The organism is Pseudomonas sp. O230 (genome assembly GCF_045447035.1).
Lineage (GTDB): Bacteria > Pseudomonadota > Gammaproteobacteria > Pseudomonadales > Pseudomonadaceae > Aquipseudomonas.
Genome location: NZ_JBJGXN010000001.1, coordinates 235,077 through 255,233, shown reverse-complemented (window position 1 = coordinate 255,233; position 20,157 = coordinate 235,077). Strand labels below are relative to the sequence as shown.

General features: G+C 59.9%; 21 protein-coding genes. 15 read left to right on the top strand and 6 right to left on the bottom strand.

Annotation, left to right across the window (positions count from 1 at the left end):
• Positions 1-11 precede the first annotated feature (11 nt).
• Both argB and ACI77H_RS01240 read left to right on the top strand, forming a co-directional pair.
• Positions 12-917, top strand: coding sequence for an acetylglutamate kinase (gene argB, locus ACI77H_RS01245; RefSeq protein WP_008007602.1), 906 nt, complete (start codon positions 12-14; stop codon positions 915-917).
• 190 nt (positions 918-1,107) lie between these two features.
• Positions 1,108-1,365, top strand: a complete 258-nt coding sequence (locus ACI77H_RS01240; RefSeq protein WP_407009991.1) for a hypothetical protein — start codon at positions 1,108-1,110, stop codon at positions 1,363-1,365.
• Positions 1,366-1,455: 90 nt separating this feature from the next.
• Here ACI77H_RS01240 and pyrE read toward each other — a convergent pair whose 3' ends face one another.
• Positions 1,456-2,100, bottom strand: a complete 645-nt coding sequence (pyrE, locus tag ACI77H_RS01235) for an orotate phosphoribosyltransferase (protein ID WP_407009990.1) — start codon at positions 2,098-2,100, stop codon at positions 1,456-1,458.
• Positions 2,101-2,181: 81 nt separating this feature from the next.
• Between pyrE and ACI77H_RS01230 the strand changes: the two genes are divergently transcribed.
• Positions 2,182-2,961: an exodeoxyribonuclease III gene (locus ACI77H_RS01230; RefSeq protein WP_008030595.1), complete on the top strand. Its 780-nt coding sequence runs from the start codon at positions 2,182-2,184 to the stop codon at positions 2,959-2,961.
• Between the two features lie 80 nt (positions 2,962-3,041).
• Here the strand turns inward: ACI77H_RS01230 and gltS are convergent, their stop codons facing one another.
• The 3 genes from gltS to rph form a co-directional block, all read right to left on the bottom strand.
• Positions 3,042-4,247, bottom strand: a complete 1,206-nt coding sequence (gene gltS, locus ACI77H_RS01225) for a sodium/glutamate symporter (RefSeq protein ID WP_407009989.1) — start codon at positions 4,245-4,247, stop codon at positions 3,042-3,044.
• A gap of 468 nt (positions 4,248-4,715) precedes the next feature.
• The gene (locus ACI77H_RS01220; RefSeq protein ID WP_407009988.1) at positions 4,716-5,084 is read right to left on the bottom strand and encodes a DUF4870 domain-containing protein; all 369 of its coding nucleotides are present in this window, start codon (positions 5,082-5,084) and stop codon (positions 4,716-4,718) included.
• A gap of 29 nt (positions 5,085-5,113) precedes the next feature.
• The gene (rph, locus tag ACI77H_RS01215) at positions 5,114-5,836 is read right to left on the bottom strand and encodes a ribonuclease PH (protein WP_084317764.1); all 723 of its coding nucleotides are present in this window, start codon (positions 5,834-5,836) and stop codon (positions 5,114-5,116) included.
• A gap of 281 nt (positions 5,837-6,117) precedes the next feature.
• Here rph and ACI77H_RS01210 point away from each other — a divergent pair, with 281 nt between their 5' ends.
• From ACI77H_RS01210 to ACI77H_RS01185, 6 genes are all read left to right on the top strand, one after another.
• A complete protein-coding gene (locus ACI77H_RS01210; protein ID WP_407009987.1) occupies positions 6,118-6,981 on the top strand; it encodes a YicC/YloC family endoribonuclease in 864 nt (287 codons plus the stop codon).
• Between the two features lie 12 nt (positions 6,982-6,993).
• Complete coding sequence (gene gmk, locus ACI77H_RS01205) at positions 6,994-7,614, top strand: guanylate kinase (RefSeq protein WP_253433791.1); 621 nt, start codon at positions 6,994-6,996, stop codon at positions 7,612-7,614.
• Between the two features lie 168 nt (positions 7,615-7,782).
• Positions 7,783-8,046 carry a DNA-directed RNA polymerase subunit omega gene (rpoZ, locus tag ACI77H_RS01200; protein ID WP_007894670.1) on the top strand — a complete coding sequence of 88 codons (264 nt, stop codon included), beginning with the start codon at positions 7,783-7,785 and terminating at the stop codon, positions 8,044-8,046.
• Positions 8,047-8,103: 57 nt separating this feature from the next.
• Complete coding sequence (spoT, locus tag ACI77H_RS01195; RefSeq protein ID WP_407009986.1) at positions 8,104-10,209, top strand: bifunctional GTP diphosphokinase/guanosine-3',5'-bis pyrophosphate 3'-pyrophosphohydrolase; 2,106 nt, start codon at positions 8,104-8,106, stop codon at positions 10,207-10,209.
• A 24-nt stretch (positions 10,210-10,233) separates the two neighbouring features.
• Positions 10,234-10,614 (top strand): RidA family protein, encoded by a 381-nt coding sequence (locus ACI77H_RS01190; RefSeq protein ID WP_003229509.1) that lies wholly within the window; start codon positions 10,234-10,236, stop codon positions 10,612-10,614.
• A 70-nt stretch (positions 10,615-10,684) separates the two neighbouring features.
• Positions 10,685-11,425, top strand: coding sequence for a hypothetical protein (locus tag ACI77H_RS01185; RefSeq protein WP_407009985.1), 741 nt, complete (start codon positions 10,685-10,687; stop codon positions 11,423-11,425).
• A 142-nt stretch (positions 11,426-11,567) separates the two neighbouring features.
• On the opposite strand, the gene ACI77H_RS01180 is transcribed toward ACI77H_RS01185, so the two are convergent.
• Entirely contained in the window at positions 11,568-12,425 is an 858-nt protein-coding gene (locus tag ACI77H_RS01180; protein ID WP_407009984.1) for an SDR family oxidoreductase, read from the bottom strand.
• A 187-nt stretch (positions 12,426-12,612) separates the two neighbouring features.
• Here ACI77H_RS01180 and exbB point away from each other — a divergent pair, with 187 nt between their 5' ends.
• From exbB to ACI77H_RS01150, 6 genes are all read left to right on the top strand, one after another.
• On the top strand, positions 12,613-13,569 hold the full coding sequence (gene exbB, locus ACI77H_RS01175; RefSeq protein WP_407009983.1) for a tonB-system energizer ExbB: 957 nt from the start codon (positions 12,613-12,615) through the stop codon (positions 13,567-13,569).
• A gap of 6 nt (positions 13,570-13,575) precedes the next feature.
• Positions 13,576-14,004: a TonB system transport protein ExbD gene (gene exbD, locus ACI77H_RS01170; RefSeq protein WP_407009982.1), complete on the top strand. Its 429-nt coding sequence runs from the start codon at positions 13,576-13,578 to the stop codon at positions 14,002-14,004.
• Complete coding sequence (locus tag ACI77H_RS01165; protein ID WP_407009981.1) at positions 14,001-14,747, top strand: TonB family protein; 747 nt, start codon at positions 14,001-14,003, stop codon at positions 14,745-14,747. Before exbD ends, ACI77H_RS01165 begins: the two co-directional genes overlap by 4 nt.
• 277 nt (positions 14,748-15,024) lie before the next feature.
• Positions 15,025-15,954: a hydrogen peroxide-inducible genes activator gene (locus tag ACI77H_RS01160; protein ID WP_017341496.1), complete on the top strand. Its 930-nt coding sequence runs from the start codon at positions 15,025-15,027 to the stop codon at positions 15,952-15,954.
• Positions 15,955-15,963: 9 nt separating this feature from the next.
• Complete coding sequence (recG, locus tag ACI77H_RS01155) at positions 15,964-18,039, top strand: ATP-dependent DNA helicase RecG (protein ID WP_407009980.1); 2,076 nt, start codon at positions 15,964-15,966, stop codon at positions 18,037-18,039.
• A gap of 78 nt (positions 18,040-18,117) precedes the next feature.
• A complete protein-coding gene (locus ACI77H_RS01150; protein WP_407009979.1) occupies positions 18,118-19,518 on the top strand; it encodes an HDOD domain-containing protein in 1,401 nt (466 codons plus the stop codon).
• Between the two features lie 124 nt (positions 19,519-19,642).
• On the opposite strand, the gene ACI77H_RS01145 is transcribed toward ACI77H_RS01150, so the two are convergent.
• Positions 19,643-20,032: a helicase gene (locus ACI77H_RS01145; RefSeq protein WP_407009978.1), complete on the bottom strand. Its 390-nt coding sequence runs from the start codon at positions 20,030-20,032 to the stop codon at positions 19,643-19,645.
• Positions 20,033-20,157 lie beyond the last annotated feature (125 nt).

The window sequence follows — 20,157 nt, the reverse complement described above, 5'->3', positions numbered from 1 at the left end:
CGGAGCCCTGAATGACCCTCGAACGCGAAGCCGCCGCCAACACCGCCAAGGTCCTGTCCGAAGCGCTGCCTTACATCCGCCGCTATGTCGGCAAGACGCTGGTGATCAAATACGGCGGCAACGCGATGGAAAGCGAGGAGCTGAAAACCGGCTTCGCCCGCGACATCGTGCTGATGAAAGCCGTCGGGATTAACCCGGTGGTGGTTCACGGCGGCGGCCCGCAAATCGGCGACTTGCTCAAGCGTCTGTCGATCGAGAGTCACTTCATCGATGGCATGCGCGTGACGGATGCGCAGACCATGGACGTGGTGGAAATGGTCCTCGGCGGCCAGGTCAACAAGGACATCGTCAACCTGATCAACCGTCATGGCGGCAGCGCCATCGGCCTGACCGGTAAAGACGCCGAGCTGATTCGTGCGAAAAAGCTCACCGTGACCCGTCAGACCCCGGAGATGACCCAACCGGAAATCATCGACATCGGCCAGGTGGGCGAAGTGGTCGGGATCAACACCGACCTGCTGAACCTGCTGGTCAAAGGCGATTTCATTCCGGTGATCGCGCCGATCGGCGTCGGCGCCAACGGCGAGTCGTACAACATCAACGCTGACCTGGTGGCCGGTAAAGTCGCTGAAGCGCTGAAGGCTGAAAAGCTGATGCTGCTGACCAACATTGCTGGCCTGATGGACAAGTCGGGCACGGTCCTGACGGGTCTGACAACTCAGCAAGTGGACGACTTGATCGCCGACGGCACGATCTACGGCGGCATGCTGCCGAAGATCCGTTGCGCGCTGGAAGCGGTTCAGGGTGGCGTGGGCAGCTCGTTGATCATCGATGGTCGCGTGCCGAATGCGATCCTGCTGGAAATTTTCACCGACACCGGCGTAGGTACTTTGATCAGTAACCGCAAGCGTCACTGATATACCAATATCAGAAGATCGCAGCCTTCGGCAGCGCCCACGGACGTACGAATATTCCGTAGGCACTGACGAAGTCTGCGATCTTTTTTATGGGCATAGGAATCGCCTTACCTGACTCAGCGAAACGTCTGACATCGCGCAGGAATCAATCTGCATAGGATCTGCCCTGTATCCACAGGAGGACTCCCTCATGAAAAAAGATTACGTTCCTTACGGCAGCGATGTTTCCGCAGGCACTTACGAGTGTGTCGACTGCGGCCACCCATATTCGAATCAGGCCAAAACGTCGATGCCGCCGTGCCCACAGTTTCGTAAAACCGTACATTCGCTCTATGGCTGGAAAATTCTGACCGGCCAAGGCGACGCGGTGAAAGATCCCTACCCGGAGAAGTCGGAAAAACCTGGAATCAAAAGCGCCGAGGTCATCAAGCCAGCGAGCAAGAAATAACCTCGCGGACGCCCCCGATCCAGAAAAAAACCCCGATCAGCCTGACTGAGCGGGGTCTTTTTTCGCCTGCGATCCCTGAGGGAGCTGCGGTTATACGCCGAATTGGGCGCGGTAGGCTTCTACGGCTGGCAGGTGCTGCTTGAGCTGCGGATCGTCCGCGAGGAATTCGAGCACCTGGTTCAGCGAAACAATGCTGATCACCGGAATCCCGAAGTCACGCTCCACTTCCTGGATCGCCGACAGCTCACCATTGCCGCGCTCCTGGCGGTTCAGGGCGATCAGCACGCCCGCTGCCTTGGCGCCTTCCTGGGAAGCGATGATCTGCATCACTTCACGGATCGCGGTGCCAGCGGTGATCACGTCATCGATGATCAGCACGTCGCCGGTCAATGGCGCGCCAACCAGGCTGCCGCCTTCGCCGTGTGCCTTGGCCTCTTTGCGGTTGAAGCACCATGGCAAATCACGGTTGTGATGCTCAGCCAGGGCCACCGCAGTGGTTGCCGCCAACGGGATGCCTTTGTAGGCTGGGCCAAACAACACGTCGAACGGGATGCCGCTCTCGACGATGGCTGCCGCGTAGAAACGACCCAGCTGCGCCAGGGCCGAACCCGAGTTGAACAGGCCGGCATTGAAGAAGTAAGGACTGGTGCGCCCGGACTTCAGGGTGAACTCACCGAAGCGCAAAACGCCGCGATCGATGGCAAAACGAATGAAATCGCGCTGATACGCTTGCATGAAAAAACCCCAAATACCACGGATTTAGCTAATTAGGTTGACGCCGTGTATCATACACGCACGCGATTTTTGGGGCCATTTATGCGGATCATCAGTGTGAACGTCAATGGTATTCAGGCTGCAGTGGAGCGAGGTTTGCTCAGTTGGCTGCAAGCACAGAATGCCGACGTCATCTGCCTGCAGGACACCCGCGCCTCCGCCTTTGAACTGGACGATCCAGCCTTCCAACTGGATGGCTACTTCCTTTATGCCTGCGAAGCCGAAGTTCCCGCCCAGGGTGGCGTGGCTTTGTATTCGCGGTTGCAACCGAAGGCAGTCATCAGCGGTCTCGGCTTCGAGACGGCCGACCGCTATGGGCGTTACCTGCAAGCCGATTTCGACAAGGTCAGCATCGCGACCTTGCTGCTCCCTTCGGGGCAGAACGGCGATGAAGACTTGAACCAGAAGTTCAAGCTAATGGACGACTTCGCCCGTTATCTGGATAAACAGCGGCGCAAACGTCGCGAGTACATTTACTGTGGCTCACTGTACGTGGCGCAACAGAAGCTGGATATCAAGAACTGGCGCGACAGCCAGCAATCTCCGGGTTTCCTGGCGCCTGAACGGGCCTGGATGGACGAGATTGTCGGCAACATGGGTTATGTCGATGCCCTGCGCGAAGTCAGCCGTGAAGGTGATCAGTACAGCTGGTGGCCGGACAACGAACAGGCTGAGATGCTCAACCTGGGCTGGCGCTTCGATTACCAGATACTGACCCCGGGCCTGCGCCGCTTTGTTCGCAGCGCACGTTTGCCACGTCAGCCACGGTTCTCGCAGCATGCGCCGCTGATCGTGGACTACGACTGGACACTGACCATTTAATTTGTCCAGGTCGGTTGAAAAAAATGCCCGTATCGCAAGATACGGGCATTTTTTATGGATATTCAGCAGCGATCAGAACTTCAAGCAGCGGCAAAAAACGGCAGCGTGAGGTACAACTTGATCACGACGACATTAATGATGTCGATGAAGAAAGCGCCCACCATCGGCACCACCAGAAATGCTATTTGCGAAGGCCCGTAACGCTGTGTCACCGCCTGCATGTTGGCAATGGCCGTTGGCGTTGCACCTAATCCAAAACCACAATGCCCCGCCGCCAGTACTGCCGCATCATAGTTACTGCCCATGACTCTGAACGTCACGAAAATCGCATACAGCGCCATGACCAACGCTTGAGCAGCCAGGATGATGAAGATCGGCAACGCCAGTGCAGCCAGATCCCACAGTTTGAGTGACATCAGAGCGATTGCCAGAAACAGCGACAGGCTGACATTACCCAGCACGGAGACCTCACGCTCAAACACCTGATACAGGCCCAATGCGGAAAGCCCATTGCGTAAAACCACGCCCATGAACAAGACGCATACGAATGTCGGCAACTCAAACGCTGTTCCTTGAAGCTGGCCATTCAAGAGGGAGCCAGCCATCAGGCTGACGGCGATCAAGGCGAGTGTCTCAATAAACGAAAAAGGCGTGATCGAACGCTCTTTGTTTGGCTGCTCAAAACCCTTCGGCAACCGCAGCTTGTCTTGCTCGAGGCAGGGTGCCTGGACGCGCTTGATCAGCAAGCGAGCGACCGGACCACCAATCAAACCACCCAGTACCAAGCCGAACGTCGCAGAGGCCATCGCAAGTTCAGAGGCGGAGGCCAGGCCGTACTTCTCACTGAACGTGGCGCCCCATGCAGCGCCTGTCCCGTGACCGCCGGCCAATGTAATCGAGCCCGTCAACAAGCCCATCAACGGATCGAGCCCCAACGCCGTCGCGAGTCCGATGCCCATGGCATTCTGGACCACCAGCAGGCCGATGACCGCCAGTAGAAACACCCCCACAACGCGACCGCCTTTCTTCAGGCTGGCGAAGTCCGCACTCAATCCAATCGTGGCAAAAAACGCCAGCATCAAGGGCGTCTGCAGTGAAGTATCAAAGCGCACTTCAATATCAAGGCCCCGTAACGCCAAGAGCAGCAAGGCGACCACAAGACCACCGGCTACGGGCTCAGGGATATTGTAGGCACGTAAAAAACCAACACGTGTAACAAGGCCGCGCCCGAGCAACAGCACTAAAGAGGCGGCCACAAGTGTTCCGTAAAAATCGAGCTGAATCATTGAAATTATTCTTTTATATATATTCAGGGGCGAACTTTTTACCTGGACACGCCACTTGAACGGGTTGATCTCTCAACACTGGCTAGTATTTGATTCAAGGACCGTCAATGGTCAGAATATATCGAAATATTTCTTGATAAATATTACTTGGCGCAACTTTATCAACCACCAAGTCCCATTGCCAAGCTCCTACACCGCGCTGAGACCGTGCAGTTGTGACTAGAAGTGTAGGAAAGAGATTTGTACAAGTGAGAGTCTGGACAGTGGCTTAAGCTTTCAGCCATTTAACTTTCAGATCGAGGGAAAGTTCTAACTTTAAAAAAGAAAAGTCCTACAAGAAAGGGTAATTAAATTAAAATGTCGGCGCACTGCGCGTTGCACACAACCCGATGCCTATCGATATTTTTATGCACACTAAAATCTCAATATGGGAGCGGGCTTGCTCCCACAAGAGTTACGCGCTGCTCGCTACTTGATCAGCCGCCAAGTGAACGGATACCTGTAAGGGACTCCTTCATTGGCCTTCACACCAGCAATGATCGTTAACACCAACGCACCAATCGCCACCAGACCAAACAGGAAGAACCCGATGATCACCACCATCAGCAGGAAGCAAATGGCGGAGGCAATAGCGACGGTGATCTGAAAGTTCAGCGCCTCCTTGCCCTGCGCATCGACAAACGGGTCCATCTCGCGCTTCATCTGCCAGAGAATCAGCGGGCCGATCAGCGTACCGAACGGAATCCAGATCCCCAGCAAGGCGGACAGGTGACAAAACATCGCCCACTGCCGAACTTCTTTGCTCGGGGTGGGAAGCAGCTCTTGCTCGCCACTCATAACGTCCTCCTTGCCTGGAATGGTTCCGGTCAGTCAGCCAGTGCAGCCTTTTGCAATTCGAAGATTTCGCTCATGCCTTTCTTCGCCAGCTCCAGCATGGCAGTCAGCTCTTCAGGCTGGAACGGTGCGCCTTCGGCTGTGCCCTGCACTTCGATGAAGCCGCCAGTGCTGGTCATCACCACGTTCAGGTCAGTCTCGGCAGCCGAGTCTTCCAGGTAGTCGAGATCGAGCACAGGTTCACCCTGGTACATGCCGACCGAAACGGCCGCGATCATTTGCTTGAGCGGGTCGCCGCCTTTCAGGCCGCCACGCTTCTTGATCACTTTCAAGGCATCGACCAGTGCAACCATGGCGCCAGTGATGGACGCAGTGCGGGTGCCGCCGTCAGCCTGGATCACGTCGCAGTCGACGTACAGGGTGACGTCGCCCAGCTTGGACATGTCCAGCGAAGCGCGCAGGGAGCGACCGATCAAACGCTGGATTTCCAGGGTCCGGCCGCCTTGCTTGCCGCGACTCGCTTCTCGCTGGTTACGCTCGCCGGTGGCGCGCGGCAGCATGCCGTATTCGGCCGTCAACCAACCCTGACCCTGGCCTTTGAGGAACCGCGGCACGCCGTTTTCGACGCTGACGGTGCAGATGACTTTGGTATCACCGAACTCGACCAGTACGGATCCCTCGGCGTGTTTGGTGTAGTTGCGGGTAATGCGGATCGAGCGGAGCTGATCGGCAGCGCGACCACTTGGACGTTTCATAGGGAATACCTGTACGGGGGACGGAAAACTGCCGAGCATTATAGAGCCGTGCGCCAGGGCTGGGCACTTCTAAAAAATCCGCCCGACGATTGAAGGCTCTGACTCGAGCTTAGAACAGAGCTTAACCGACGGCCTGCAGCCCTTTGTCACACCGTGTGTTTGGGCGCATCCGCCCCACTGCGCTACAATCCTGCGCCTTTGCTGCCTCTCGGCTTAAATTCATATAGATCGGGTGTGCGAAACCTCTGGTAACGCATGAACCTGCATTGCGAGGTACCTCCATGGTGCACAGCATGACCGCCTTCGCCCGCGTCGAGAAAGCCGGCGCCCAAGGTACCCTGAGCTGGGAATTGCGCTCGGTCAACAGCCGCTACCTGGAACCGCACTTGCGTCTGCCGGAGTCGTTTCGCGATCTCGAAGGCGCGGTCCGCGAAGCGCTGCGCCAAGGCATCTCCAGAGGCAAACTCGAATGCACCCTGCGCTTCACCGAAGAAAACACTGACAAACCCCTGCAAGTGGATCGCGAGCGCGCCGCGCAATTGGTTGCCGCCGCTGAGACCATCGCCGGCCTGATCAAGAACCCGGCGGCGCTGAACCCGCTGGAAGTGCTGGCCTGGCCGGGCGTGCTGGTGGGCGACGCCACCGACCCGCAAGCCTTGAATGCCGAAGCACTGGCACTGTTCAACGAAGGCCTGAAGGAACTCAAGGCCGGCCGCGAGCGCGAAGGCGCGGAGCTGGCGCGGTTGATCAATGATCGCCTGACCGCTATTGAAGAAGACGTGGTGACCCTGCGAGAACTGGTCCCGCAGATGCTCGCCACCCAGCGCCAGAAAGTCCTCGACCGCTTCGCCGACATGAAAGCCGAGATGGACCCGCAGCGCCTGGAGCAGGAAATGGTCATGCTCGCTCAGAAGAGCGACGTCGCCGAAGAACTGGATCGCCTGAGCACTCATATCATCGAAGTTCGCCGGGTACTCAAGTCCGGCGGCGCTGCCGGTCGGCGCCTGGATTTCCTGATGCAGGAGCTCAACCGCGAAGCCAACACACTGGGCTCCAAAGCCTTCGACCCGCGCAGCACCCAGGCGGCGGTCAACCTCAAAGTGTTGATCGAGCAGATGCGCGAACAAGTACAGAATATTGAGTAAGGCAAACCCGACATGACCCACAGCACCGGCACCCTGTACATCATTTCCGCCCCTTCGGGCGCGGGCAAGAGCAGCCTGGTCAAAGCCCTGACCGACGCTGATCCGGAGATCCGCGTCTCGGTCTCCCACACCACCCGCGCCATGCGCCCCGGTGAAGTGAACGGGGTGAACTATCACTTCGTCTCGCGTGAAGCGTTTGTGAAGATGGGCGAACATGGTGATTTCCTGGAGCGCGCCGAAGTGTTCGGCAATCTCTACGGCACTTCGCAAAGCCATCTGCAACAGACCTTGGATGCAGGCCACGATCTGATCCTGGAAATTGACTGGCAGGGCGCCGAGCAAGTGCGCAAGTTGATGCCGCAAGCCCGCTCGATCTTCATTCTGCCGCCATCCCTGCAGGCCTTGCACCAGCGCCTGACCAATCGCGGCCAGGACAGCGACGAAATCATTGACGGCCGCATGCGTGAAGCCGTCAGCGAGATGAGCCACTACGTTGACTACGACTACCTGATCATCAACGACGATTTCGCCCATGCACTGCGCGATTTGCAGGCGATTTTCCGTGCCAATCAGCTGCATCAGAAGCGTCAGCAGCAGCGCAATGGCAAACTTTTGGCTGAATTGCTCGGCTAAAACAGCACTTCCCAAAACCGCCGCAAGGGCTTTACATTGGCACTTGCAGCGCGTTGAAGGGCTTGGTCAAAAAATCAGCGCTTCCCTAATCGCTGGTGATTTTTTAAACTGTTCAGTCCGCTCGCCCACCCGGGCAGCGCGCATATTGCATTCGCTCCGAGGAATACCATGGCCCGCGTAACCGTTGAAGACTGCCTGAACCACGTGGAAAACCGTTTTGAACTGGTCATGCTGTCCACCAAGCGTGCCCGTCAACTGGCCACCGGCGGCAAAGAGCCTCTGGTTCAGTGGGAAAACGACAAGCCTACCGTTGTAGCGCTGCGTGAAATCGCTGAAGGCCTGATGAGCTACGAGTTCATCGCCAACGCAGAAATCGTCGAAGACGAACCGCTGTTCGCAGCGTTCGAGGACGAGTCCAACGAGGCCGTCTAAGCCTATGCCTGGTCGACGTAGCACGGCGCGGGGTCACAGCGAACGGCAGGAGTCATCATGCCGAGCATAGACGCCCTCGCCGATCGCTTATCGACCTACCTCGGCAAGGACCAGGTCAACCTGGTCCGCCGAGCGTATTTCTACGCCGAACAAGCCCACGACGGCCAACGCCGCCGCAGCGGTGAGGCGTATGTCACGCATCCTCTTGCCGTGGCGAACATTCTTGCCGACATGCACATGGACCATCAGAGTTTGATGGCTGCGATGCTGCATGACGTGATCGAAGACACCGGCATTGCCAAGGAAGCGCTGCAAGCGCAGTTCGGCGAAACCGTGGCCGAACTGGTCGACGGGGTCAGCAAACTGACCCAGATGAACTTCGAGACCAAAGCCGAAGCTCAAGCCGAAAACTTCCAGAAAATGGCCATGGCCATGGCACGCGACATTCGCGTGATCCTGGTCAAGCTCGCCGACCGCCTGCACAACATGCGCACGCTGGAAGTCCTGTCCGGCGAAAAACGCCGGCGGATCGCCAAGGAAACCCTGGAAATCTATGCGCCCATCGCCAATCGGCTGGGCATGCACGCCATCCGCATAGAATTCGAAGACCTCGGCTTCAAGGCCATGCACCCGATGCGTTCCGCGCGGATCAACCAGGCGGTCAAGCGCGCCCGGGGCAACCGCAAGGAAATCGTCAACAAGATCGAAGAGTCCCTCAGCCACTGCCTCGCGATCGATGAAATCCAGGGCGAAGTCAGTGGGCGCCAGAAACACCTCTACGGCATCTACAAAAAGATGCGCGGCAAGCGTCGGGCCTTCAACGAGATCATGGACGTCTACGCGTTCCGGATCATCGTCGACAAGGTCGATACCTGCTACCGCGTGCTCGGTGCCGTGCACAACTTGTACAAACCGTTGCCGGGACGCTTCAAGGATTACATCGCGATTCCCAAGGCCAACGGCTATCAGTCGCTGCACACCACGCTGTTCGGCATGCACGGTGTTCCGATCGAGATTCAGATCCGCACCCGTGAAATGGAAGAGATGGCCAACAATGGCATCGCCGCCCATTGGCTGTACAAATCCAGCGGCGACGAGCAGCCCAAAGGCACTCACGCCCGCGCCCGCCAGTGGGTCAAGGGCGTGCTGGAAATGCAGCAACGCGCCGGCAACTCGCTGGAATTCATCGAGAGCGTGAAGATCGACCTGTTCCCGGACGAGGTCTACGTGTTCACACCCAAAGGCCGGATCATGGAGCTGCCCAAAGGCTCCACCGCGGTCGATTTCGCCTACGCGGTGCACACCGACGTGGGCAACAGCTGCATTGCCTGTCGGATCAATCGTCGTCTCGCGCCGCTGTCCGAACCGCTGCAAAGCGGCTCCACGGTCGAGATTGTCAGCGCTCCCGGCGCACGACCAAACCCGGCGTGGCTCAACTTCGTGGTCACCGGCAAGGCGCGGACGCACATCCGCCACGCACTGAAACTGCAACGCCGCTCAGAATCCATCAGCCTCGGCGAACGCCTGCTGAACAAGGTACTCAACGGTTTCGACAGTGCCCTGGACAAAGTCCCGGCCGAGCGCGTCAAAGCAATGCTCACCGAGTACCGCCTCGAACTGATCGAAGACCTGCTCGAAGACATCGGCCTGGGCAACCGCATGGCTTATGTGGTCGCTCGTCGCTTGTTGGGAGAAGGCGAGCAGTTGCCAAGCGCGGAAGGTCCGCTGGCGATTCGCGGCACCGAAGGGCTGGTACTCAGCTATGCCAAGTGCTGCACGCCGATCCCGGGCGACCCGATTGTCGGTCACCTCTCCGCGGGCAAAGGCATGGTCGTGCACCTCGACAACTGCCGCAACATCAGCGAAATCCGCCACAACCCGGAAAAATGCATCCAGCTCTCGTGGGCCAAGGATGTCACCGGCGAATTCAACGTCGAGCTGCGCGTCGAGCTGGAACACCAGCGCGGCCTGATCGCGCTGCTGGCCAGCAGCGTCAACGCGGCCGACGGCAATATCGAAAAAATCAGCATGGACGAACGCGATGGTCGCATCAGCGTGGTCCAACTGGTGGTCAGCGTGCACGATCGCGTGCACCTGGCCCGCGTGATCAAAAAACTGCGCGCACTGACCGGGGTGATTCGCATCACCCGCATGCGCGCCTAAGCCCACTATTACAAGGAGTCATTCATGACCAAGACTGTTATCACCAGCGACAAGGCCCCCGCCGCCATCGGTACTTACTCCCAGGCGATCAAGGCTGGCAACACCGTTTACATGTCGGGTCAGATTCCTTTGGACCCAAAAACCATGGAACTGGTTGAAGGCTTCGAAGCCCAGACCGTCCAGGTGTTCGAGAACCTCAAAGCCGTAGCCGAAGCCGCTGGCGGTTCGTTCAAGGACATCGTCAAACTGAACATTTTCCTCACCGACCTGAGCCACTTCGCCAAGGTCAACGAGATCATGGGCAAGTACTTTGATCAGCCATACCCTGCCCGCGCCGCCATCGGTGTGGCTGCCCTGCCAAAGGGTTCGCAGGTTGAAATGGATGCCATTCTGGTCATCGAGTAATGCGTCCGGCGCAGCCCCACAGGCTGCGCCGCTGATGTTGCAAAAGAAAGTGTTCTGAAAGGATTCCACCATGCGCCAAGCGCTTGCTCTCTCGCTGGTCGCCCTACTCTTGGGCGGATGTGCCAGCAACCCTGCCGACCGTGACATCAGCGGCACCTGGATCAACCAGGTGGCGATCGATGCTGCGTCCAAAGGTGGCCCTCTGCGCGAAGCGCTCCAGGCATACGGCCCAAACCTGGAATGGGACGTCAACACCAAGGCCAGTCAGGCCCGTTACACCAACGGTTTTGAGAACGTCGAAGGCAAGCTGCTCGGCGAAGCGTCCGGCGCCTGGAAAGTCGACTTCTACGGCAGTTCCGCCAGTGAGTTGAAGCGTGACGGCAAGCAACTGAGCCAGGCCGCCAGCGACAATGAGCCCGCACAAGTCTTCGACCGCGCATTGATTCCCGTGCCGGATGGCGCACCGATTGGCGCGAGCTTCGAACGCGCGCTGTATTCGGCCTACATGGGCGGTAGCTGGAAAGTCGTCAGCGGCCCCGGTGAAGGCAGCACCGTGCAGTTCCAGGCCGACGGCCAGGTGACCGGTTTGCCGGGGGCGGATCGCTATGCGCTGTGTCTGGCTGGCGATTGCGCATCGATGAGTGGCGGCAACGACAACATGTGGCTGCAACTCAAGGGCCAGGGCAACACCTGGATCTTTGCGCGCAAGGGCAAGGAACTGGAGATCCTCCAGACGGTGAACACCGCGCAGGCAGACGAAATGCCGCAGTTCACGCCGGGTCAGCGCAAGTGGTTGCTGGAAAAGCAGTAACCCGGTCTAAAGACCACCGAAAAACCAATGTGGGAGCGGGCTTGCTCGCGAAGGCGGTTTAACAGCCAACAATGATGTTGAATGTTATGACCCCCCTTCGCGAGCAAGCCCGCTCCCACATTTGGTTTGTGGTGACTGGGAATCAGCAGCGGCCTTCGAGGATCGCGGCGTAGCCTTCGCGATAGCTCGGGTACTTCGGCACCCAGCCCAAGGCCTTCGCCCGCGCATTGCTGCACTGTTTGCTGCCCGTGCGCCGCACGCTCGCATCCTCGGACCATTCGGTCACGCCCAGATATTCACGCAACCAATCCACCACTTCGGCCAGCGGTGCAGGCGCGTCGTCGACACCGATATAGACGTCATCCAACGCCACACCGCGCCGATCCGCCTCAAGCAGAAACGCCATCAGCCCCGCCGCGTCATCCGCGTGAATCCGATTGCCGTACAACGGCGGATCGATCGCCACGCGATATCCGCGACGGACCTGCGTCAGCAGCCATTCGCGGCCCGGGCCGTAGATGCCGGTCAAACGCACGATGCTCGCCGGGATGCCACTGTTGAGCGCCACTTGCTCCGCTTCCAGCATCAGTCGACCTGAATAGCCGGCAGCGATGGTCGGCGACGTTTCGTCGACCCACTCGCCGTCCTGCTGGCCGTAAACACTGCTACTGGAAACGAACAGCAGGCGATTGGGCACCTGCCCGTAGTCGTCCAGCCACTCGAGCACATGCTGCAAGCCCTCGACATAAGCGGCGCGGTAACCGGCTTCATCGTGATCGGTGGCTGCCGCGCAATACACCAGGTAATCCACCGCACCGACCGGCCAGGTTTGCGGACAGTCTTTGTTGAACAAGTCGCCGGCAACACCCATGACACCGTCCGGCAAGCGTGAAACATCCCGGCGCAGGCCATGGACCTCCCACCCGCCAGCCAACAATTGCGTGGCCAGACGACTACCAACATCACCGCAGCCGGCGATCAAAACAGAAGGCGCGGACATCAAAAAACTCCTATCGGAAAGCCACAGACTAGCGCCGGCAATGGACGAGCGGCTAGCAATGAAGGAAAAAAGATACTCTATTACTTTTGTTAACAAGAATTACTTGCAATAATGCCCGCCACTTTTGTTCTCGGCCTTCGAGGCCTGGAAGAACATTTACCGTCTTTTTCTCTCAGGTCCGGCCAGCATGACACGCTATCAATTCCCCGCTTCGCCAACCAAACGACCTCGCGCCTGGAGCGCAGTGGCCGCCCTGCTGCTCAGCCTGATGCTGGCGCCAACCGCCACATTCGCTGACGCACAAGCGCCGGCCACCCCGGCTGCCGCCACTGCGCCCGCTCCTGCCGACCACGCCACACCGGTCGCCACCGACCCGGCCCAGGCCGTAGATACCGCCAGCGAAGACACTCCGCAAGTCCTCGAAGCCGACAACACCCTGGGCATGGCCCATGACCTGTCGCCGTGGGGCATGTACCAGAATGCCGACATCATCGTGAAAATCGTGATGATCGGCCTCGCTATCGCGTCGATCATCACCTGGACCATCTGGATCGCCAAGGGTTTCGAGCTGATGGGCGCCAAGCGCCGGCTGCGCACTGAAATCGTCCACCTGAAGAAGGCGGCCACCCTCAAGGAAGCCAGCGCGACGGCCGCCAAGCCCGGCACGCTCGCCAACCTGTTGGTGCACGATGCGCTGGAAGAGATGCACCTGTCGACCAACAGCCGCGAAAAAGAAGGCATCAAAGAGCGCGTGGCTTTCCGTCTCGAGCGCCTGGTCGCAGCCTGCGGTCGCAACATGAGCAGCGGCACCGGCGTACTCGCCACCATCGGTTCCACCGCGCCGTTCGTGGGCCTGTTCGGTACCGTGTGGGGCATCATGAACAGCTTCATCGGCATCGCCAAAACCCAGACCACTAACCTCGCCGTCGTGGCCCCCGGCATTGCCGAAGCCCTGCTGGCGACTGCGTTGGGCCTGGTGGCCGCGATTCCAGCCGTTGTGATCTACAACGTGTTCGCCCGCTCCATCGCCGGTTACAAGGCGCAAGTGTCCGACGCCTCGGCAGAAGTCCTGTTGCTGGTCAGCCGCGACCTCGACCACCAGCCTGAGCGCAGCTCGCAACCGCACATGGTGAAAGTGGGGTAATCGGCCATGGGCCTGCATTTGAAAGAAGGCGCAGACGACGATCTGGCCGAGAACCACGAAATCAACGTCACGCCGTTCATCGACGTGATGCTGGTGCTGTTGATCATCTTCATGGTGGCCGCTCCGTTGGCCACCGTGGACATCAAGGTCGACCTGCCTGCCTCCAGCGCCAAACCGGCGCCACGACCAGAGAAACCGGTGTTCCTCAGCGTCAAGGCTGACCAGCGCCTGTTCCTCGGCGAAGACGAAGTGAAAGCCGAAGCCCTCGGCTCCACGCTCGACGCCAAGACTCAGGGCAAGAAAGACACGACGATCTTCTTCCAGGCCGATAAAGGCGTGGACTACGGCGACCTGATGAGCGTGATGGACAACCTGCGCTCCGCCGGTTACCTGAAGGTGGGTCTGGTCGGGCTCGAGACGGCAGTCAAGAAATGATCACGACGCGCCATAAGCTGACGCGTTACAGCGGGAGCCTGGCCGTGGTGCTGGGCGTCCATGCGCTGGCCATTGCGCTGGCGATGAACTGGACCGCACGACCACCCATCGAGCTGCCGCCGCAGGCGATGATGGTCGAGCTGGCACCGGTTCCGGCCCCGCCACCACCGGCACCGCCGAAGGTGATAACGCCGCCACAACCACCCGCGCCGGTGGAAGAACTGCCGATCCCGAAACTGGCCGAAGTGCCGAAGGCAGAAATTACCGTACCGAAGCCGGTCAAACCCAAGCCCAAGCCGCAACCGCCCAAGCCTGTGGAGAAAAAGCCAGACCCGCCGAAGGAAAAACCTTCCGAGGAAAAACCGGCCGACACTCAACCGACCCAGGCACCGACGGAGAAATCCGCGCAACCGGCACCGGGTCCATCGCCCGCGCAGCAAGCAGCCAAGGCCAGTTGGCAAGGCACCCTGCTCGCGCACCTCGCCAAGTACAAAAAGTACCCGGCCAGTGCTCAGGCGCGGGGCAAGGAAGGTTTGAACCGACTGCGCTTCGTGGTGGATGGTGAAGGTAACGTGTTGTCGTTCGAACTGGTGGGTCGCTCGGGCAACGCCGATCTGGACCGGGCCACACTGGAAATGATCCGACGCGCCCAGCCGCTGCCCAAGCCACCGGCGGACATGTTGAACAACGGCTCCATCGAAATTGTTGCGCCGTTTGTTTACTCGCTGGAACGCCGCCGTTAAGTCACCGCCGAACCACTGTAGGAATGAGCTTGCTCGCGAAGGAGGCGAACGATAACGCTTGAAGCCTGACACCCCGTGGCGGTCTCAGGTTTTTCGCGAGCAAGCTCGCTCTTACAGGGATATGTATCAACCATAAAAGGCGCCGAAAAGGTGCCTTTCGCATATCTGCCAGCGGCAAACCGGAATTGCCCGGTGTCACTCGACACACTCTCTCTGATAACGTGCGTCTATCGATTGCAGCCGGTATGCTTGGCCCGCAACTTCATGGACGCTTGCTATGACTCTTACAGAATTACGCTACATCGTTACTCTCGCCCAAGAGCAGCACTTCGGCCACGCGGCCGAGCGTTGCCACGTCAGCCAGCCGACCTTGTCGGTGGGCGTGAAAAAGCTTGAAGACGAACTCGGTGTGCTGATTTTCGAGCGCAGCAAAAGCGCCGTGCGCCTGACCCCGGTCGGTGAAGGCATCGTGGCCCAGGCGCAAAAAGTCCTGGAGCAGGCCCAAGGCATCCGCGAACTGGCCCAGGCCGGCAAGAACCAGCTGACCGCCCCGCTGAAAGTCGGCGCCATCTACACCGTCGGCCCGTACCTTTTCCCGCACCTGATTCCACAACTGCACCGGGTCGCCCCGCAGATGCCGTTGTACATCGAAGAAAACTTCACCCACGTGCTGCGCGACAAACTGCGCAACGGCGAGCTCGACGCGATCATCATCGCCCTGCCGTTCAACGAAGCCGACGTGCTGACACTGCAGCTCTACGACGAGCCGTTCTACGTCCTGATGCCGGCCCAGCACCCGTGGACGCAAAAAGAATCCATCGACGCCGCCCTGCTCAACGACAAGAGTCTGCTGTTGCTCGGCGAGGGCCACTGCTTCCGCGATCAAGTGCTGGAAGCCTGCCCGACGCTGACCAAAGGCAACGACGGCGCCAAGCACACCACGGTCGAATCCAGCTCGCTGGAAACCATTCGCCACATGGTCGCCTCGGGCCTCGGGATTTCGATCCTACCGCTGTCGGCCGTGGACAGCCATCACTACGCCCCCGGCGTAATCGAAGTGCGCCCACTGACGCCGCCGGTGCCGTTCCGTACCGTGGCCATCGCCTGGCGTGCAAGCTTCCCGCGTCCGAAGGCGATTGAAATTCTCGCCGACTCCATTCGCCTGTGCTCGGTGGCCAAGCCGCCCGCGCCGGTGGTTGCGGCTTAAGTCGCAGTCATGACCGAGTTGTCGCAAGTGTCGGTCACGGCACTCAAGGGTGTCGGCGAGGCCATGGCCGAGAAATTGGCCAAGGTCGGCCTGGAGAATCTCCAGGACGTGCTGTTCCACCTGCCGCTGCGTTATCAGGACCGCACCCGCGTGGTCCCGATCGGCCATTTGCGACCGGGGCAAGACGCCGTGATCGAAGGCACCGTCAGCGGCGCCGATGTGGTCATGGGCCGGCGCCGTAGCCTGGTCGTGCGCTTGCAGGACGGCACCGGCGGGCTCAGCCTGCGCTTCTACCATTTCAGCAACGCCCAAAAAGAAGGCCTCAAACGCGGCACGCGGATTCGCTGCTACGGCGAAGCGCGGCCCGGCGCGTCGGGACTGGAGATCTACCACCCGGAATACCGCGCCATCACCGGCGACGAACCGCCGCCGGTGGATGAAACCCTGACCCCGGTCTACCCGCTCACCGAAGGCCTGACCCAACAGCGCCTGCGCCAATTGTGCATGCAAACCCTGACGATGCTCGGCCCGACCAGCCTGCCCGACTGGCTGCCGACCGAGCTGGCGCGAGACTATCAACTGGCACCGCTGGCCGACGCGATCCGCTACCTGCATCACCCACCCGCCGATGCCGATGTCGATGAACTCGCCCTCGGTCATCACTGGGCGCAGCACCGTCTGGCCTTTGAAGAACTGCTGACGCATCAACTGTCGCAGCAACGTCTGCGCGAAAGCATGCGTTCCCTGCGCGCGCCGGCGATGCCGAAAGCCACAAAGTTACCGGCGAAATACCTGGCCAACCTCGGCTTCGCACCGACCGGCGCCCAACAACGCGTCGGCAACGAAATCGCCTACGACCTCAGTCAGCACGAGCCGATGTTGCGCTTGATTCAGGGCGACGTCGGCGCGGGTAAAACCGTGGTCGCGGCCTTCGCCGCGCTACAAGCGTTGGAAGCCGGTTACCAAGTCGCGTTGATGGCGCCGACCGAGATCCTCGCCGAGCAGCACTTCATCACCTTCAAGCGCTGGCTCGAACCGCTGGGCATCGACGTCGCATGGCTGGCCGGCAAGCTCAAGGGCAAGAACCGCGTGGCCGCGCTGGAACAAATCGCCAGCGGCACACCGATGGTGGTCGGCACTCACGCGCTGTTCCAGGACGAAGTGAAGTTCAAGAACCTCGCGCTGGTGATCATTGACGAACAACACCGTTTCGGCGTGCAGCAGCGGCTGGCGTTGCGGCAGAAAGGCGTCGGCGGGCGCATGTGCCCGCATCAACTGATCATGACCGCCACGCCGATTCCTCGGACATTGGCGATGAGCGCCTACGCCGACCTCGACACCTCGATCCTCGACGAACTGCCGCCCGGCCGAACCCCCGTCAACACCGTGCTGGTCACCGACACCCGGCGGGTCGAAGTCATCGAGCGGGTGCGCGGCGCTTGTGCCGAAGGGCGTCAGGCCTATTGGGTGTGCACGCTGATCGAAGAGTCGGAAGAGCTGACCTGCCAAGCCGCCGAAACCACTTACGAAGACCTCACCGCCGCCCTCGGCGAGTTGAAGGTCGGGCTGATTCACGGCCGCATGAAGCCCGTGGAAAAAGCCGCCGTGATGGCCGAATTCAAGGCCGGCAACCTGCAACTGCTGGTCGCCACCACCGTGATTGAAGTCGGCGTCGACGTGCCGAACGCCAGCCTGATGATCATCGAAAACCCCGAACGCCTCGGCCTCGCACAGTTGCACCAATTGCGCGGCCGCGTCGGTCGAGGCAGCGCCGCCAGTCATTGCGTGCTGCTCTACCATCCGCCGCTGTCGCAAATCGGTCGTCAGCGCCTGGGCATCATGCGCGAGACCAACGACGGCTTTGTCATCGCCGAAAAAGACCTGGAGCTGCGCGGCCCCGGTGAAATGCTCGGCACGCGGCAGACCGGTCTGCTGCAATTCAAGGTCGCCGACCTGATGCGCGACGCCGATCTGCTGCCCGCCGTGCGCGACGCCGCACAGGCATTGCTGGAGCGCTGGCCGGATCACGTCAGCCCGCTGCTCGACCGCTGGCTACGCCACGGGCAGCAATACGGCCAAGTGTGAGCACCGTCGCAGTTTCTGAACCCTGCCTTTAAACAAGCTGGTTATACTCCTGCAATTGTTTGAATACGGATACAGACCATGAATGAAGCTGCCCTCGTCCCCGAAACCCCGCACGCTCCGTCTGTTATTCGGCTGCTGCTCGCCAAACTGGGCATCGCCTACGAAGAAGTCCTCGATCACCACGGCCTGAATGCCTCGCGCAAGGTGCAAGCGGTGTTGCTCGACGACGCCGTGGGCGCGCTGATGGTGCTGTTCCCGCAAAGCCAATTGCTCGACCTCAACCGCCTCGCTGAACTGACCGGCCGCCGCCTCGCTGCCGTGTCGACCGAGCGCCTGGAAAAGATGCTCGGCAAACACAACCTGAACCTGTTGCCCGGCCTGCCGGCGCTGACCAGCTCGCCGTGCCTGTACGAAGAAAGCCTGCTGCGCGAGCCGAAGTTGCTGATCAACTCGGGCGAGCCGGGCGTGCTGCTGGAAATCACCAGCGAAGCCTTCAAGACCATGCTGACCAAGGCCAGCGCCGCCAACTTCGGCGAGAACGTGAGCAGCATCCGCCCGAACCTCGACCGCCCCGACGATGACCGCGAGGAAATCACCCAGGCCGTCCAGGCGTTTACCGCGCGGCGTATCCAGCAACGTCTGGAAGCCACCATCGAAATTCCGCCGCTGGCCGAGACCGCGCAAAAAATCATAAAACTGCGCGTCGACCCCAACGCCACCATCGACGACATCACCGGCGTGGTCGAAACCGACCCGGCGCTGGCCGCACAAGTCGTGAGCTGGGCGGCGTCGCCGTACTACGCCTCGCCGGGCAAGATTCGTTCAGTGGAAGACGCCATCGTGCGGGTGCTGGGTTTCGACCTGGTGATCAACCTCGCGCTGGGCCTGGCCCTGGGCAAAACCCTCAGCCTGCCCAAAGACCATCCGCAACACACCACGCCGTACTGGCAGCAATCGATCTACACCGCCGCCGTCATCGAAGGCCTGACCCGTGCCATGCCCCGCGCCCAACGCCCGGAAGCCGGCCTGACCTACCTCGCCGGCCTGCTGCACAACTTTGGTTATTTGCTGCTGGCCCACGTGTTCCCGCCGCACTTCTCGCTGATCTGCCGCCACCTGGAGGTCAACCCGCACCTGTGCCACAGCTTCGTCGAGCAACACCTGCTGGGCATCAGCCGCGAACAGATCGGCTCGTGGCTGATGCGCTACTGGGACATGCCGGACGAACTGGCCACGGCGCTGCGCTTCCAGCACGACCCAAGCTACGACGGTGCTTACGCTGAGTACCCGAACCTCGTCTGCCTGTCCGTGCGATTGCTGCGTAGCCGCGGCATCGGTTCCGGTCCGGATGAAGACATCCCCGACGCCCTGCTGGAACGCGTCGGCCTGACCCGCGACAAAGCCAACGACGTCGTCAGCAAAGTTCTCGAGGCTGAAGTGCTACTGCGCGAACTGGCCTCGCAATTTACTCAAGCCTAAAAAGCTTCGCGGGCAAGCCACGCTCCCACAGGATTTAGGTGATCCTGTGGGAGCGTGGCTTGCCCGCGATGAACCCACCTCGGTCTACGTGAAACTCCCCTCGCCACAGGGTTAATCATCGGCCTCAAACCTTGGCTTTAGCCTTAGCCTTCCGCGGCTTCAAATACTTGGTCAACCCCTGAAACCAGATCACCAGCGCCGGGTTGCCCTTGATCTGAATCGACTTGTCCTGAATCCCCGTCATAAACGCCAACTGCTTGTTCTTCGCCTGCATCGTCGCAAAGCCATACGCCGCATCTTTAAAGGCAATCGCAAACGCCGGCTCGGCATAAACGCCCGACTGGCTGGTAATGCGCTGATCCTTCACAAAGAAATGCCGCGCCACTTTCCCGTCCAGGGTCTGTAGCTGGAACACCAACTCCTTGTCGCCCAACTGCTGTTGAAACGCAGGATTGGTCCGACTGGCCTTACCCATCAACAAACCCAGCATCCACAGAAGAAAACGAAATTTCATGCGCACAGCCTCAAGAGAAAAATGAACGGCCGGCGCAGTGTAGCGGCTTCAAGCGAGAACGCCACCATTGCGCAGTGTTAGAAGAAGATGCCGTACTTTTTGACGCTGATGACTACCAAGTCATT

Coding starts and splice junctions, on each gene's coding strand:
- argB (WP_008007602.1), top strand. CDS start 12: ATGACCCTCGAACGCGAAGCCGCCGCCAACACCGCCAAGGTCCTGTCC.
- ACI77H_RS01240 (WP_407009991.1), top strand. CDS start 1,108: ATGAAAAAAGATTACGTTCCTTACGGCAGCGATGTTTCCGCAGGCACT.
- pyrE (WP_407009990.1), bottom strand. CDS start 2,100: ATGCAAGCGTATCAGCGCGATTTCATTCGTTTTGCCATCGATCGCGGC.
- ACI77H_RS01230 (WP_008030595.1), top strand. CDS start 2,182: ATGCGGATCATCAGTGTGAACGTCAATGGTATTCAGGCTGCAGTGGAG.
- gltS (WP_407009989.1), bottom strand. CDS start 4,247: ATGATTCAGCTCGATTTTTACGGAACACTTGTGGCCGCCTCTTTAGTG.
- ACI77H_RS01220 (WP_407009988.1), bottom strand. CDS start 5,084: ATGAGTGGCGAGCAAGAGCTGCTTCCCACCCCGAGCAAAGAAGTTCGG.
- rph (WP_084317764.1), bottom strand. CDS start 5,836: ATGAAACGTCCAAGTGGTCGCGCTGCCGATCAGCTCCGCTCGATCCGC.
- ACI77H_RS01210 (WP_407009987.1), top strand. CDS start 6,118: ATGGTGCACAGCATGACCGCCTTCGCCCGCGTCGAGAAAGCCGGCGCC.
- gmk (WP_253433791.1), top strand. CDS start 6,994: ATGACCCACAGCACCGGCACCCTGTACATCATTTCCGCCCCTTCGGGC.
- rpoZ (WP_007894670.1), top strand. CDS start 7,783: ATGGCCCGCGTAACCGTTGAAGACTGCCTGAACCACGTGGAAAACCGT.
- spoT (WP_407009986.1), top strand. CDS start 8,104: ATGCCGAGCATAGACGCCCTCGCCGATCGCTTATCGACCTACCTCGGC.
- ACI77H_RS01190 (WP_003229509.1), top strand. CDS start 10,234: ATGACCAAGACTGTTATCACCAGCGACAAGGCCCCCGCCGCCATCGGT.
- ACI77H_RS01185 (WP_407009985.1), top strand. CDS start 10,685: ATGCGCCAAGCGCTTGCTCTCTCGCTGGTCGCCCTACTCTTGGGCGGA.
- ACI77H_RS01180 (WP_407009984.1), bottom strand. CDS start 12,425: ATGTCCGCGCCTTCTGTTTTGATCGCCGGCTGCGGTGATGTTGGTAGT.
- exbB (WP_407009983.1), top strand. CDS start 12,613: ATGACACGCTATCAATTCCCCGCTTCGCCAACCAAACGACCTCGCGCC.
- exbD (WP_407009982.1), top strand. CDS start 13,576: ATGGGCCTGCATTTGAAAGAAGGCGCAGACGACGATCTGGCCGAGAAC.
- ACI77H_RS01165 (WP_407009981.1), top strand. CDS start 14,001: ATGATCACGACGCGCCATAAGCTGACGCGTTACAGCGGGAGCCTGGCC.
- ACI77H_RS01160 (WP_017341496.1), top strand. CDS start 15,025: ATGACTCTTACAGAATTACGCTACATCGTTACTCTCGCCCAAGAGCAG.
- recG (WP_407009980.1), top strand. CDS start 15,964: ATGACCGAGTTGTCGCAAGTGTCGGTCACGGCACTCAAGGGTGTCGGC.
- ACI77H_RS01150 (WP_407009979.1), top strand. CDS start 18,118: ATGAATGAAGCTGCCCTCGTCCCCGAAACCCCGCACGCTCCGTCTGTT.
- ACI77H_RS01145 (WP_407009978.1), bottom strand. CDS start 20,032: ATGAAATTTCGTTTTCTTCTGTGGATGCTGGGTTTGTTGATGGGTAAG.